Here is a 13,182-nt window from a genome sequence, read left to right as displayed (position 1 = left end):
ATTATCCATTTTGCAGGTTCACAATCAAATCAAATAATATCAGTGCAATTCGTAAGGTGGGGATATAGTTTTTATGCGGCATTTCTATTCATAATCCTGTTCCTGATTTTACTTCCCTTTTTCTGCGTTCCTATCATATTCAAATCGAGGTATCAGTGGACAGGCGTTCTCAACAGGATTTGGGCCAAAATATTTTTTGGATTACTGTTCTTCAAACACAAAGTTGAGTTAAGATTTACACCGTCATCAAAGGGGCAATATATCTTCTGTCCTAACCATTTCTCTTATTTAGATATCCCAACAATGGGGCTGAATCCCATCAACTCAATATTTGTTGGTAAAAATGATATGGAAAAAGTGCCGCTGTTTGGGTGGATGTACAGGAAGCTACACATCACTGTAGACAGGAACAGCTTGAAAAGTAAATACTCCACTATCATTAATTCTCTAAAAGCAGTTGATGAAGGAAAAAACCTGATGATATTCCCCGAAGGAGGCATGCTGACCACCGAGCCTCCAAAAATGGTAAGGTTCAAAGACGGGGCCTTTAGGGTGGCCATAGAGAAACAAATTCCTATTGTGCCTGTAACTATTCCTTTTAATTGGATAATTTTGCCGGACGGAAGTTGGACGCCAAAAAGGCGTTTACTTAAAGTAATATATCACGAGCCTTTGGAAACAAAAGGTTTGACTTTGGAAGATGTAGCTACTTTAAGGCAAAAGACTTACGAGATCATAGATCAGGAATTGAAGCTACAGCTCGATGAAAATTGATAGAGAACTATTGAACAAAACAGCTCATTTGGCAAGACTTGAGTTTGACGAAAATACTGCTGAAGAAATGATGGCAGATATGACGAAAATCATCACATGGGTTGAAAAATTGAATGAAGTCAACACCGACAATGTCGCTCCGCTTACTACAATGTCTCACGAAGTAAATGTGTTAAGAAATGATGAAGTTAAACCACATTTAAGTCATGAGCGAGCATTGAGAAATGCTCCTAAAAAGGATTCTGACTATTTCAGAGTCCCTAAAGTATTGGAGTAATATGAAACAAAATCTTTTTTGGGAAGCCTGGCCGAAGCCACAAAAGCTTACCTACCTTGTACTTTTAGTAGCATTTGCATTATCTATTATTTGGATGGCTTTCAGCTATTTCAAAGGCCATGAAAACACCCTCGATTGGAACATTCTGGCTCAGGGTGATAAAGCATCAGTAGTTGTAGATCAATTTAAAGTTGGCCCTTTTAACCTAACACAGACTACAGAAAACACTATTTACTTTCAGAAGTATGCTGGCACAGCACCTGCAATCAACACATTCTCTTACTATGCCTTTTTAGCAGCACTTTCTGTAGTAGCTATACTCACAATTGCCATTATCAGCTCATTTTCTGGCTTCTGGTATTATGTAGGGGTAAGTATTTTCGCATTTTTCTTAAGTAGCCTGAAATTTGAGTTATTGCTACTGTTTGGAGAAGGAAATAAAGTAGGATTAATCATAGCACTGGTTCTGTTCTTGCCACTATCCTATTTCTTTCATTCTGTCAGGCCTGACATTTCAATACTTAAGAGATTTGGAGCTTTTGCATTTGCGGCTATACTTTTTGCCGGCTTAGTCCAATTTGCTTCTGACTTGTCATCACCATTTCTTTATCTATCAACATCATTTACAAGTTCAGCGCTGGTTTTGTCCATCATATTTATTTTCATCATAGCTCATGAAATTATTGCGCTGTTTGTCTACATACTCTACGGTCAGGGCTTAAAATCAGTAAATAATGGCTTCGGGCACCTAATGGTGATTAGTGTTATCTATTTAGTTAATGTAGCACTAGCGCTGCTCTATGAAATCAGGCTCATTGATTGGGACTTCCTTTATATCAACGTATTCCTTTTACTAGTTATATCAGCTATTCTCGGTATTTGGGGCTTCAGACAACAGGAGAATCAGTATGAGTTCATGATGAAATTTAGTCCTCAGGGCGCCATCTTATATTTAATAATGGGCATTGGGTGTTTTGTTACCATCGCGCATTTTCAAACAACGGGTAATGACCCTGGCATTGAGGTTTTTAGAGACTTCATTCTTTACAGTCATGTTGGATTTGGGCTGATTTTCATATTTTATATCATAGCCAACTTTGCTGCTTTATTAAAATCCAAATTGGCTATCTATAAAATCCTCTACAAGCCTACTAACATGCCTTTTTTCACCTACCGTTTTGGTGGATTGATCATTGTTATCGCTTTAGTGCTGAGAGCCAACTGGCAAGTTCCCGTCTTCCAATCAAGGGCAGCCTATTTTAATGGAGTGGCTGATGTTCACTATGCTGCTGGCGATCCTCTTTTAGCCGAGCGTTATTATTTAGAAGCCGCTAACCATGCACTTAACGGCCATAAAGCAAACTATGCGCTAGGCAAGATTTCTGAAAAGAATAATGAGACTGTTAGGGCTAAAGTTAAATACAAGGCTGCAATTGCTAAAAACCCAAGTCCTTATGCTTATGTCAATCTAACCAATCTATATCTAAGTGAAGATCGGTTTTTCGATGCCTTATTCAATGCTAAAGAGGCCGCTGAAAAATTTCCAAACAACCCAGAAGTACTAAATACTTTAGGCTTGCTTTATGGGAAAACCAACATTATTGACTCTGCCATTTTTTACCTTGATAAAGCAGCAAAAATATCACCCGAACAAGGTGCTGCGTTAAGCAATATCTTTGGCCTATTGGCGAAAAATGATTTGCAAAACGCACTCGATTCAGCACTATCGGATTATCAGATACACGATGATCCTATTAGCAGGAATAATTTGCTAGTCGTCAATAACAAGTCAAATCAATATAAAGGTTTTAAACATCAACCTGCAGACTCGACACTAAGTGCAATTGATGCTACACTGCTCAACAATCAGTCAATAAATAATCTTTTCAGTGAAGATTCAGTAGCCACTAAATATCTAATAGAATATAGCGATGTAGCTGCTAATGCTACCTTCAAAGAAGGTCTTGAATATGTCGCTTGCCTTGGACTGTACAAAAATGGAGATGTAAACACAGCCTTTAGAAAACTGAATTGGCTAGCCAACTCCAGTGAGAAAATTGCAGGTAAATACTTTGATGATATTGGCTTATGGGCATTAGACCAACAAGCCTATGGCGTAGCTATTGAGTATTTTAACTGGTCACTTCAAAGGGACTATGAAGATGCAAAGTTTCATTTGGCTATTGCCTTTTCTGAAAATCAAAATATACCCCAGGCCATAGAACAGTGGCAGGCACTGAGTGACGGCAAAGACGAAAGTTTAAAACCAATAGCCAATCAAATGATCTCAATACTGACTTCTAGTCCGGCCTCTTTTGATGGTAAAGAAAATGAACTTTATCTCTACACAAGGTATGTATTGTCAGCTCAGGACACAGCTGTTTTTAAATCAATTGTAGATAAAATTAGCAGTCCGGAGTACAAGGCACAAGCTATTCTGGACATGGCCAACAAACTTTGGAAGCGAGACTGGACTGACGCTGCGGTATCGGTCTACAGTCAGTTGGCAGACTTGGAGCTAAGCGATCAGACACTTTACAACAAAATCCAGCACTTCGAATTAAAGATGCTTGCCGAGCAAGGAAATATCAGAGGCTTAGCACAAAAAGTAAATCAGGGCATTACCTTTTCTTCTGAAGAACTCACTGAACGTGAATATTACAAGGGCTTAATCAGCGAGGCAAGTGGAGATTCATTAAATACTGCCAAAAGCTATGAATATGTAGCTCTTAGAAACCCATTTTTTGAAGAGGCAGTGATAGGCTCAGCCAGATATTTTAATAAAAAAGATGCCTTTAAGGCGTATCACATTTTGTTAAATGCCCTGGAAGTTAACCCGAGGTCAATCAAATTATTGAAAGCCTATATTCTTCAGTGTGCTGAAGTTCAGCAAAATGTATCTGGTGAAATAGCCCTTGAAACATTGCAGACTTTAGTGACTCAAAAAGAATTCAAGGAAATAGAGAATCGATACTTTGAATTAGTAGAAAAGAGAAAATCCGTCTGGTAGCTCAAAATATCAATCGATTGAAACTGACCGAATAAATTAATTATTAACTTTGGCACTTCTTAAAAAAAGACTGTAAACCCATGGAACTAAAGAAAATTGCCCTTAACGATCTTCACGAAAAGCTTGGTGCTAAAATGGTGCCGTTTGCCGGTTATAATATGCCTGTAAGATACAGCTCTGATATTGAAGAGCACATGACCGTAAGAAATGGTGTAGGCATGTTTGATGTATCGCACATGGGTGAGTTTTTAGTTTCCGGTCCAAATGCCTTGGCTTTGATCCAAAAAGTAACCAGTAATGATGCTTCTAAATTAGCCATAGGTAAGGCGCAGTATTCTTGCCTACCAAATGATGATGGTGGTATTGTTGATGACTTACTAGTTTATCAAATGAAAGAAGAGCAGTACCTGTTGGTAGTCAATGCTTCTAATATTGAAAAAGATTGGAACTGGATAAGCTCCAAAAATGATGTTGGCGCTGAGATGAAAAACATTTCAGATGACTTTTCCCTTTTCGCCATTCAAGGTCCAAAGGCTACCGAAACGCTACAGAAATTGACAAGTGTAAACCTGTCAGAAATCAAATTCTACAATTTTGAAGTGGGTGATTTTGTAGGTGCAGAGCACGTTATTATTTCAGCCACAGGCTATACTGGCGCAGGTGGTTTTGAAATATACATGCATAATAAGGATGCAGAGATGATCTGGAATAAGATTATGGAAGCTGGTGCTGAATTTGATATTAAACCTATTGGCCTTGGAGCAAGAGATACGCTAAGAATGGAAATGGGTTATTGCCTGTATGGCAATGATATTGATGATACCACTTCTCCCCTAGAAGCAGGATTGGGCTGGATCACCAAGTTCACTAAAGAGTTTACTAATTCTACTGCGTTACAAAAACAAAAAGAAGCAGGGGTAACCAAAAAACTAGTTGGCTTTAAAATGATTGACAGAGGTATTCCCCGTCATGATTATGAAATCCATGATGCTAATGGCAACAACATAGGCCGGGTAACTTCAGGCACCCAGTCACCTGTACTTTCACATGGTATAGGCATGGGCTACGTAAACACAGAGTTTGCCTCTCCGGGAACCGAAATTTTTATTGCTGTTAGAAACAAAGCTCTAAAGGCTGAGGTGAGCAAGTTGCCTTTGATATGAGAAACCTGCTGGTTTACTTATTTTTCTTTGGTTTAATTTATTGTTCGTGCTCCCGTAATGGCAAAATAAATACGGAAGAGGAATTAGAAATTATAACTGAAGCTACTCAGATAGAAACAAAGACCAGTACTCCATGCGTTAAAGGAAATTACGTATACTACCAAAAAATTGATTCCTTATTAAACTTCTATAAAACCGGCTATTCCCTTCCGGATACTTCAGATTATGATTCAGGTTACATTTGTTGGAATTTTAAAAATGGGGAAGCTCCTTTTTATCGAAAAGGCAATTTTGACAAAGACAGTTCAATTGAAATTGCACTCTTATTAGAATCTAAAACTAAAGAGTTCTTGAAAATTGCATTCATCGATACGGTAAACTCTTTACCAACTATCAAGATTGATGACGAGAGACGTATTGCTAACATTAAGCCTCTTGCAATTGGACTATTTATTAGTGAACCTTTCCATCTAAGACGAAGTGAAACTGATCTTATTATAGATCACGAACAAATTTATGTTGATAGTGACTGGAATAATTCTGAAAGATACTTCTTCATAGAAAATGATAGTGTGAAAAATTTATTATTGCTGTAGATTCCGGCTCAGAGCCGAATGACACCTTATTGTTTTTCCTTTTGTCATTGCTGGCTTGACCCGCAATCATATAAACTTCTCACGCTGCCCTTAATCTTTGCACAGGATTTGCTCTTGCCACTTTCAAATACTAATCACCTAGAACCTGCCTTCAAAAGATTAGCTTAAGCATGTTAAAAGAAGTTAAATGCACTTCTAAGGCTTACTTTTACTAATATTGCAGCATCATTTAGATATCATGATATGAAGACTGTTGACGTTTGCCTTAGCCCCGACCTTATCCACCTGTATGATGTTTCTGATAAAGTGGTCGTGGTGGTTGATATATTAAGGGCTACCTCTTGTATGACTGCAGGTCTGGCTTATGGAGTGAAAAGCATTACCCCATTTGAGAACTTAGAACAATGTCAGAAAATGAAGGGGAATGGCTACCTGATTGCGGGAGAGCGCAACGGTCAGAAAGTTGAGGGCTTTGACCTTGGCAACTCTCCGTTCGACTACATGGATGAAAAAGTAAAAGGCAAAAAAGTGGCTGTAACTACCACGAATGGCACTGTGGCCATAGAAAAATCAAGAAGGGCCATTGAAGTTATTATTGGCTCATTTCTAAATATTTCGGCAGTTGCGGCCCATGTTAAAAAACAACAACAGAACGTGCTGATACTATGTGCCGGCTGGAAGGGTAAAGTTAACCTGGAAGACTCCCTGTTTGCAGGTGCGTTAGTTGACAAAATTATTGACAAGTTTGAGTTTGAATGTGATGCCCCGCTTCTGGCACATTCCACGTATTTACATATGAAAGATGATATGCTCAGCAGGGTTCAGAATTCATCACACGCCAAAAGGCTTAACAAACTGAATGTCACCAAGGACATTGAATACTGCCTCACAGAAGATGAATTTGATATTGTACCCAGACTCGTTAATGGTGAATTAGTCATTAGCTAATCAAAATTTCACAACCATATGTAATTAGTTCTCAAAAATAGAAACTAATTATATCGGTCTCCGTAATGGAGATTATGAAAGGATTTTTAGGTGAGTTTGAAGAACTCGTTTTACTAACAATTGCCACTTTAGGAAAAGACGCCTACGGTGTGGCTATAAAAGATCAAATTCAAAAAAGGGCCAACCGATCTATCAGCATTGGCGCCCTGCATTCTACCATCTCTCGGCTCGAAGACAAAGGCTTCCTCACTTCCCATTTAGGTGGAGCAACTGCTGAACGTGGCGGTCGTAAAAAGCGCTTTTTTGAACTTACAGAAGATGCTAAGCTGGCGCTTGGAGCCATGAAAAGTCTTAGGGACGATCTTTGGAGTGAGTCACAAGTAAAACTAGGCTTCTCAAATGACTAGTCAGAATCGCCCTCCAAAATTTGCCCAATGGCTACTTAATATTTTCTGTAGAGCAGATTATATTGAAGACCTCATTGGTGATCTTGATGAGGAGTATGCTCAAAATCTCAAGTCAAAAAACCGATCAAAAGCTGCCTGGCTCTATTACAAAGAGGTCTTTAGCCTAATACTTTCTTATGCACTGGTCAAGCGTAAAAAAGATCATTCTATCCACCCATATTCAACAACTCAAAACAACATTGCTATGCTCAAAAATTATTTTCTTGTTGCTTACAGAAATTTAGTGAAACAGCGGTTTTTCACTGCTGTAAATATCATTGGTCTGTCGATCGGAATGTCAATAAGCCTAATTACAATGGGTATATTTTCCGATATTTTGGACTATGATAAATTTCACTCTAAAAGAGACAATATCTATCGCTTTATATCACGAACCTACGACCAGAATCGGGTTATAAATTATGCCACTTCGCCCACCACAGCTGCTGATTTCTTATATGCCATGCCCGAAGTGGAAGAAGTTGTAAGAATCAATAGGTTATTGATTGGGGAGGTTATGTTTGAGAATAAGGGAATAGATATGAATGGTTTTTTTGTGGACCCAAATTTCTTTAGTGTATTCTCATTTAATTTGGAATCAGGCAATCCTGAAGACCTCAATAACCCGAACAACATCTTCATTACAAAATCAGAAGCTTACAAACTATTTTCTGAAACTGATCCAATTGGTAAAACAGTAACTATCTCACCTTATGGTGACTTCATTGTAACAGGTATTTTAAGTGATCCCCCAAAAAAATCTCATATTCAGTTTGATATCATCGGTTCCTATAAAAAACTGGCTCTTCTCGAATCAGAAAATAAACTTCAAAGGCCCATTAATTCTTGGGACAATTTGGAAGACAACTACACTTACTTTTTAATGAGAGAAGACACGGATGTTGCAACAATACAGTCAACATTAAATAAAATAGCTGCTGACAATCAGGAGCTGACCAAGGGCTATGAACTCACTTTAAGTCTTCAGTCGATGAATGATGTTAATTTAAGCAAGGAATTAAGATACAGCATTGGTCCTCAATGGGACATTATTTCAATGATTATGATTGTTGTAATATCCTTACTCATTCTGGTGCCAGCCTGCCTCAATTATGCTAATATTTCAATAGCAAGAGCATTGAAGAGAGCAAGGGAAATTGGTGTAAGAAAGGTTGTTGGAGGCAACAAGAACCAGATTTTTATGCAATTCATTGTAGAAACCATTTTGATTTGCCTTTTATCTTTTGGCGTAGCTTACATAATGTTTCTTTATCTCAGGAATGAGTTTATCGGCATATTGGCTCCGGCTTCGGCCAGTGGCATTCTGCTAGAAGTTACCCCGTCAATGCTTATGATTTTTTTGGCATTTGTTCTGTTAACAGGATTTCTGATTGGGATTATACCAGCATTACATTTTGCCAAAATCAAACCACTTTCGGCACTCAGCAGCAGGCTACCTACACGGGCAACCGGTAAAATCAATTTTAAAAAAATCCTCCTCACGATTCAATTTGTAATATCACTAGGGTTTATCATGTTCGTAGTTATTATAGTTGATCAATATAGATACTCGATTAACTATAACATGGGCTTCAATAATGAAAATATTCTGAATATGCCCTTAAAAAATGTTGAAGGAGATATCTGGAAAACTGAAGCAACCTCTTTGTCAGAAGTGAGCAACCTATCATTTTCATCTAATTTAATAGGAGTTTCAATGTATAACCACACATGGGTTATGGATGATATCAATGCTGATTCTATATTGGTTTTTCAAACATTTGTGGATCAGCAATTTATTGACATACATGATTTGCAACTACTGGCTGGTGAAAATTTCCCCAATGAAATGCCAAAAAATGAAATGTATATAATTGTAAATGAGCAATTTGTAAACAAACTAGGCTATAAAAGTAATAATGAAGCAATAGGTAAAACAGTAGAATTACAAAATAATACTATGGTGCAGATTGTTGGGGTGTTGAAAGATTTTCACTTCTCTGCCATTAGAGAAAAAATCAAACCATTCATATTGAGATATGATCCCTCGCAGTTCACCTATGCCAATATGAAAATAGCATCCAACGACATATTTGCATCTGTTAGTAACATTGAAAAAAGTTGGAAAAAATATTCTCAGCAACAATTTGAAGCAAAATTTCTTAATGAAGAAATTGATGAGGCGTACCAGTGGTACTATGCTTTCGTTAAAATGATCGGCTTTTTAGGAATGTTAGCCATAACCATTTCTTGTTTAGGGTTATTAGGAATGGTAGTATTTAATGTGGAGAACCGAACCAAAGAAGTGGGTATAAGAAAAGTGCATGGCGCTTCCGCTTCAAAAATCGTTTTTCTGCTCTCTAAAGGGTATATCAAAATTATAGTTATCGCTATTATGATAACTGTACCCATCACATCTCTGTTGCTAAGTACATTGCTGCCCTATATTCAACACTATAATAAAGGTGTAAGCGTAATAGCTGTAGTGCTAAGTGTTGTCATTTTGATAGCCATTTCTTTTGCAACAATTGCATCGCAAACGTGGAAAGCAGCTCAATCTAATCCAGCAGATACTTTACGTTACGAATAAGCTATTTCAACTTCTCATTATTCTTATGACGGTCCGAATCCCGGGCCGTCTTTTTTTCGAAGTTTTTTTCCAGTGCCTTAGTCAAGTCCACTCCCGTTTGATTAGCTAAACATATAAGTACCCACAGCACATCTGCCATTTCATCACCCAGATCTTTATTCTTATCTGACTCCTTTTCTGACTGCTCTCCATAGCGTCTGGCCATTATTCTGGCCAACTCACCTACCTCTTCAGTAAGAATAGTCATGTTAGTAAGTTCATTGAAATAACGAACACCTATAGTCTTTATCCATTCATCTACTTTTTGCTGTGCTTGTTCTATGGTCATGATGAAATTTATTTATAAGACGTCACCTCGATCCCCTAAGGGTGAGAGGTCTCCTTAAACTGGAGATTTCTCTGTCGTACCTCCCTCGAAATGACGACAATTATCTACTTCTTGTCTTTACTGTCAATTATAATAGTCACCGGCCCGTCATTAACCAGCCCTACTTTCATATCTGCGCCAAACTCTCCGGTTTGAATTCCCCTGCCTAACTCTGTTTCAAGGGCTTTAATGAACTGCTCGTATAATGGAATGGCTATATCTGGCTTAGCAGCCTTAATATAGGATGGCCTGTTACCTTTTTTAGTACTGGCGTGTAAAGTGAATTGACTAATAAGCAACACTTCACCCTCAACATCAATAAGGCTTTTGTTCATTACTCCTTCTTCATCATCAAAGATTCTGAGGTTAAGTACCTTTCTAACCAACCAATCTATATCCTCCTTTCCATCAGCTTCTTCAATTCCCAGAAGGATCATTAATCCTTGGTCAATTTTACCTTTTATGATATTATCAATAGTTACAGAAGCCTCAGAAACACGTTGAATTACTGTAATCATTCAATCTCTAATCCATTCTCCCACTCCATAAACTTATCGATCTCCTGCTGGACTTTGTTATACACCCAAACAATGACAGTAAAATCATCCACCAGACCTGTAATTGGAATAAAATCAGGAATTAAGTCCAGAGGAGTGACAAAGTAAACAAGGGCAGCTACTATCAACAGGATATTCTGAAGTTTAATATTTCTATATTCTCCACGCTTATAGGCTTTCACCATTCTTATTAGCACTCTTATTCGATCTACGAATTTGCTGCCTTTAAAATTTTCCAGGTTTACAGCACTCAGCTTTTCCGTAGAGTTGGCAAACAGTTGCTTTAACCGGTCATTATTATTAAGAACGGACGATGCCTTTTCTCTCGCTTTCTCAAAAAATTTATTTTTCTCTACATCTTTCATTGGCCAACTGTTAAAATGTCTCCCAAATTTCTCTTTTTACACTTAGTAAGGCATGTTGAATCGGGTCTGGCTCCTTCTGTATAGTTCTCTCAAATATCATTTTTGATAAATCTACACCGGTCGCCTCTGCCGGCATATTGCTAACAGCATCATTAATGGTTACTATCAAATCTTCCTTTGCCGATTTCACAAGATCCCATACCTCCTCACTCATATATAACTGCTGAGACACATTGTGGTTATACTCCTCTCTAATCTCATTTAAGAGTATTTGCTGAAACTCCCTAGCCGTATAGCTACCATTGTTTAACCTGACAATAAGATTATTAGGGCTAATACGCTCTAAAAACAAGATCACACGCTCAAAGGCGTGAAGCCTGTTTGGCAAAACAGTTTCTATACTCTTACCACGCACTTCTATTCTTTTCTTGTCCAGCTCGCTATTTATAAATGACTTGACAATCAGATACATTGCATAAAGTACAAGACCCGCAGGTATAATTATTTTTCCGAACTCAATTAGTGCCTCCATGTGTTATCAGTATGAATTTTTTAATTTTGATTTTATTCTACAATGCAACGAAAAATATTTCTGGATTATTCTACCAAAAGCCTAATAAGAGGTGTTTAAGAATAGACATAACATTTAAGTAGTTAAATTAACAAAGTCGCACTAATTATCATCAACAGAACGAAGAAATGCAACTATTAACTCCCGTTACACTTACTCCGAAAGCCATTGAAGAGGTTAGAAATATAATGAGCAATAAGAATATTCCCGAAGGTTACAGTTTAAGAATAGGGATAAAAGGGAGCGGTGGGTGCGCTGGATTTACTTTTATGCTGGGCTTTGACAAAAAGAAAGATAGTGACCTTGAGTACGATATTGATGGCATTCCAGTATTGGTAGAAAAGAAACACACTATGTATTTACTGGACCTTGAGGTTGACTTCTATGAAGGCGGGGATGCCAGAGGGTTTACATTTGTAAAGAATACCTCACCTGCGCAGGCAGAGTGACACAGTAGCCTTCTTACATTCTCCAGAAATTGGTGGATTAAATTTGGACAAACTTACCTCTACACTTATTACTGGTAATTCTTTAAGAATTCTTGATGCCATTTTGTGAACCACCTGCTCCAATAGCTTAGAGGGAACTTCCATAACCTCTGAGGCTATGGCATAAAGCTTTTCATAATCTACTGTCTCTGCAAGCTCATCATCAATGGCTGCCTTTTCAAAGTCTGCTTCAACGGTGATGTTTACTTCGAAAGTATTACCTAACTCCCGCTCACGCTCATAAAACCCATGATAGGCATAGAACGTGAGTCCCTCAAGACTAATTTTACCCATCAATCTATATCATCAAAAAATGAAGTGCTTTTTCCTGAATCAGAAACTTTCTCTACTTCAACATCATTCTTAGGTTCCTCTTTTTTTGGCTCAGGCTCTGCAGGGGTGTCCAGTTCAAGCTCAATCTCCACTTTCTTACTAGCCTTGGCAGGAGCAATATCGCGTTTAACCTTCATCAGTTCCTCATCGATATTCACCTTTTTCACTTGACTCTTAACCCTATTGGCCTTATCAATAGCCTCATTGGCAAATGACTTTATGTCAGATAAAAGGTCTTCTTTGACATTCTCCAATTGTCTATATAGGTTGGCCAGTGACTTAACCCTATCCTCCATATCGTCAATGGCATTGCGAGATTTCATCTCTGCCTCCTCTATCATGTCTTTGGCTTTCGTCTTTGCCTCATTCATCAGCGCTTCGGCCTTCATTTCAGTCTCGCGCATGTGCAGCTGAGCCGTTTTGGTGGCCTGGTCTATCATATTTGCACCAGTATCCTCAGCAGTTTTTAGGGTTTTGAATAGCGAATTTTCAACTTCACGCAGTTTTTCTACCTCTTTCTCTGACGATTCGAGTTTAATTTTCAACTCCTTGTTTTCATCCATCAGTTTTTCCCACTCCGTAGCCAAGATGGTCAAAAATGCCTCCACTTCATCTTTATCCAACCCTCTAAAAGCCTTTTCAAATGACTTTTGTCTAATTTCTAATGGTGTAATTTTCATATCTATGTTTATGCTAA

Annotated in this window: 15 protein-coding genes; 9 read left to right on the top strand and 6 right to left on the bottom strand. The window is 38.0% G+C overall.

Annotated features, from left to right (window positions below; all coding sequences use genetic code 11):
- Nucleotides 1-42: 42 nt before the first annotated feature.
- From RIB54_RS01765 to RIB54_RS01730, 8 genes are all read left to right on the top strand, one after another.
- Nucleotides 43-774, top strand: a complete 732-nt coding sequence (locus RIB54_RS01765; RefSeq protein WP_350063391.1) for a lysophospholipid acyltransferase family protein — start codon at nucleotides 43-45, stop codon at nucleotides 772-774.
- Nucleotides 764-1,051 (top strand): Asp-tRNA(Asn)/Glu-tRNA(Gln) amidotransferase subunit GatC, encoded by a 288-nt coding sequence (gene gatC / locus RIB54_RS01760; protein ID WP_155181542.1) that lies wholly within the window; start codon nucleotides 764-766, stop codon nucleotides 1,049-1,051. Before RIB54_RS01765 ends, gatC begins: the two co-directional genes overlap by 11 nt.
- A gap of 1 nt (nucleotide 1,052) precedes the next feature.
- Nucleotides 1,053-4,061, top strand: coding sequence for a hypothetical protein (locus tag RIB54_RS01755; RefSeq protein WP_350099009.1), 3,009 nt, complete (start codon nucleotides 1,053-1,055; stop codon nucleotides 4,059-4,061).
- Between the two features lie 80 nt (nucleotides 4,062-4,141).
- Complete coding sequence (gene gcvT / locus RIB54_RS01750; protein ID WP_350099008.1) at nucleotides 4,142-5,224, top strand: glycine cleavage system aminomethyltransferase GcvT; 1,083 nt, start codon at nucleotides 4,142-4,144, stop codon at nucleotides 5,222-5,224.
- Complete coding sequence (locus tag RIB54_RS01745; RefSeq protein ID WP_350099007.1) at nucleotides 5,221-5,820, top strand: hypothetical protein; 600 nt, start codon at nucleotides 5,221-5,223, stop codon at nucleotides 5,818-5,820. Before gcvT ends, RIB54_RS01745 begins: the two co-directional genes overlap by 4 nt.
- Nucleotides 5,821-6,063: 243 nt before the next feature.
- Entirely contained in the window at nucleotides 6,064-6,768 is a 705-nt protein-coding gene (locus RIB54_RS01740) for a 2-phosphosulfolactate phosphatase (RefSeq protein WP_350099006.1), read from the top strand.
- A gap of 65 nt (nucleotides 6,769-6,833) precedes the next feature.
- Nucleotides 6,834-7,175 (top strand): PadR family transcriptional regulator, encoded by a 342-nt coding sequence (locus tag RIB54_RS01735; RefSeq protein ID WP_350099005.1) that lies wholly within the window; start codon nucleotides 6,834-6,836, stop codon nucleotides 7,173-7,175.
- The gene (locus RIB54_RS01730; protein WP_350099004.1) at nucleotides 7,168-9,804 is read left to right on the top strand and encodes an ABC transporter permease; all 2,637 of its coding nucleotides are present in this window, start codon (nucleotides 7,168-7,170) and stop codon (nucleotides 9,802-9,804) included. The genes RIB54_RS01735 and RIB54_RS01730 overlap by 8 nt, the downstream gene beginning before the upstream one ends.
- Nucleotide 9,805: 1 nt before the next feature.
- Here RIB54_RS01730 and RIB54_RS01725 read toward each other — a convergent pair whose 3' ends face one another.
- The 4 genes from RIB54_RS01725 to RIB54_RS01710 form a co-directional block, all read right to left on the bottom strand.
- Nucleotides 9,806-10,132 carry a nucleotide pyrophosphohydrolase gene (locus RIB54_RS01725; protein ID WP_350099003.1) on the bottom strand — a complete coding sequence of 109 codons (327 nt, stop codon included), beginning with the start codon at nucleotides 10,130-10,132 and terminating at the stop codon, nucleotides 9,806-9,808.
- A 104-nt stretch (nucleotides 10,133-10,236) separates the two neighbouring features.
- Nucleotides 10,237-10,689: a D-aminoacyl-tRNA deacylase gene (gene dtd, locus RIB54_RS01720; RefSeq protein ID WP_350099002.1), complete on the bottom strand. Its 453-nt coding sequence runs from the start codon at nucleotides 10,687-10,689 to the stop codon at nucleotides 10,237-10,239.
- Complete coding sequence (locus RIB54_RS01715; RefSeq protein ID WP_350099001.1) at nucleotides 10,686-11,093, bottom strand: YkvA family protein; 408 nt, start codon at nucleotides 11,091-11,093, stop codon at nucleotides 10,686-10,688. Before RIB54_RS01715 ends, dtd begins: the two co-directional genes overlap by 4 nt.
- Before the next feature lie 10 nt (nucleotides 11,094-11,103).
- A complete protein-coding gene (locus RIB54_RS01710; RefSeq protein ID WP_350099000.1) occupies nucleotides 11,104-11,625 on the bottom strand; it encodes a DUF7935 family protein in 522 nt (173 codons plus the stop codon).
- A 167-nt stretch (nucleotides 11,626-11,792) separates the two neighbouring features.
- On the opposite strand from RIB54_RS01710, the gene RIB54_RS01705 reads away from it, so the two are divergent.
- Nucleotides 11,793-12,113 (top strand): HesB/IscA family protein, encoded by a 321-nt coding sequence (locus RIB54_RS01705; protein ID WP_350098999.1) that lies wholly within the window; start codon nucleotides 11,793-11,795, stop codon nucleotides 12,111-12,113.
- On the opposite strand, the gene folB is transcribed toward RIB54_RS01705, so the two are convergent.
- Nucleotides 12,093-12,446 (bottom strand): dihydroneopterin aldolase, encoded by a 354-nt coding sequence (gene folB / locus RIB54_RS01700; RefSeq protein WP_350098998.1) that lies wholly within the window; start codon nucleotides 12,444-12,446, stop codon nucleotides 12,093-12,095. The genes RIB54_RS01705 and folB overlap by 21 nt on opposite strands.
- Nucleotides 12,446-13,165 (bottom strand): DivIVA domain-containing protein, encoded by a 720-nt coding sequence (locus RIB54_RS01695; protein ID WP_350098997.1) that lies wholly within the window; start codon nucleotides 13,163-13,165, stop codon nucleotides 12,446-12,448. Before RIB54_RS01695 ends, folB begins: the two co-directional genes overlap by 1 nt.
- Between the last annotated feature and the right edge of the window lie 17 nt (nucleotides 13,166-13,182).

Origin of the sequence: Fulvivirga sp. (assembly GCF_040218215.1) — a bacterium.
GTDB lineage: Bacteria > Bacteroidota > Bacteroidia > Cytophagales > Cyclobacteriaceae > Fulvivirga.
Note: the sequence above shows the minus strand (reverse complement) of the source record. Positions and strands in the feature narration are given on the sequence as shown.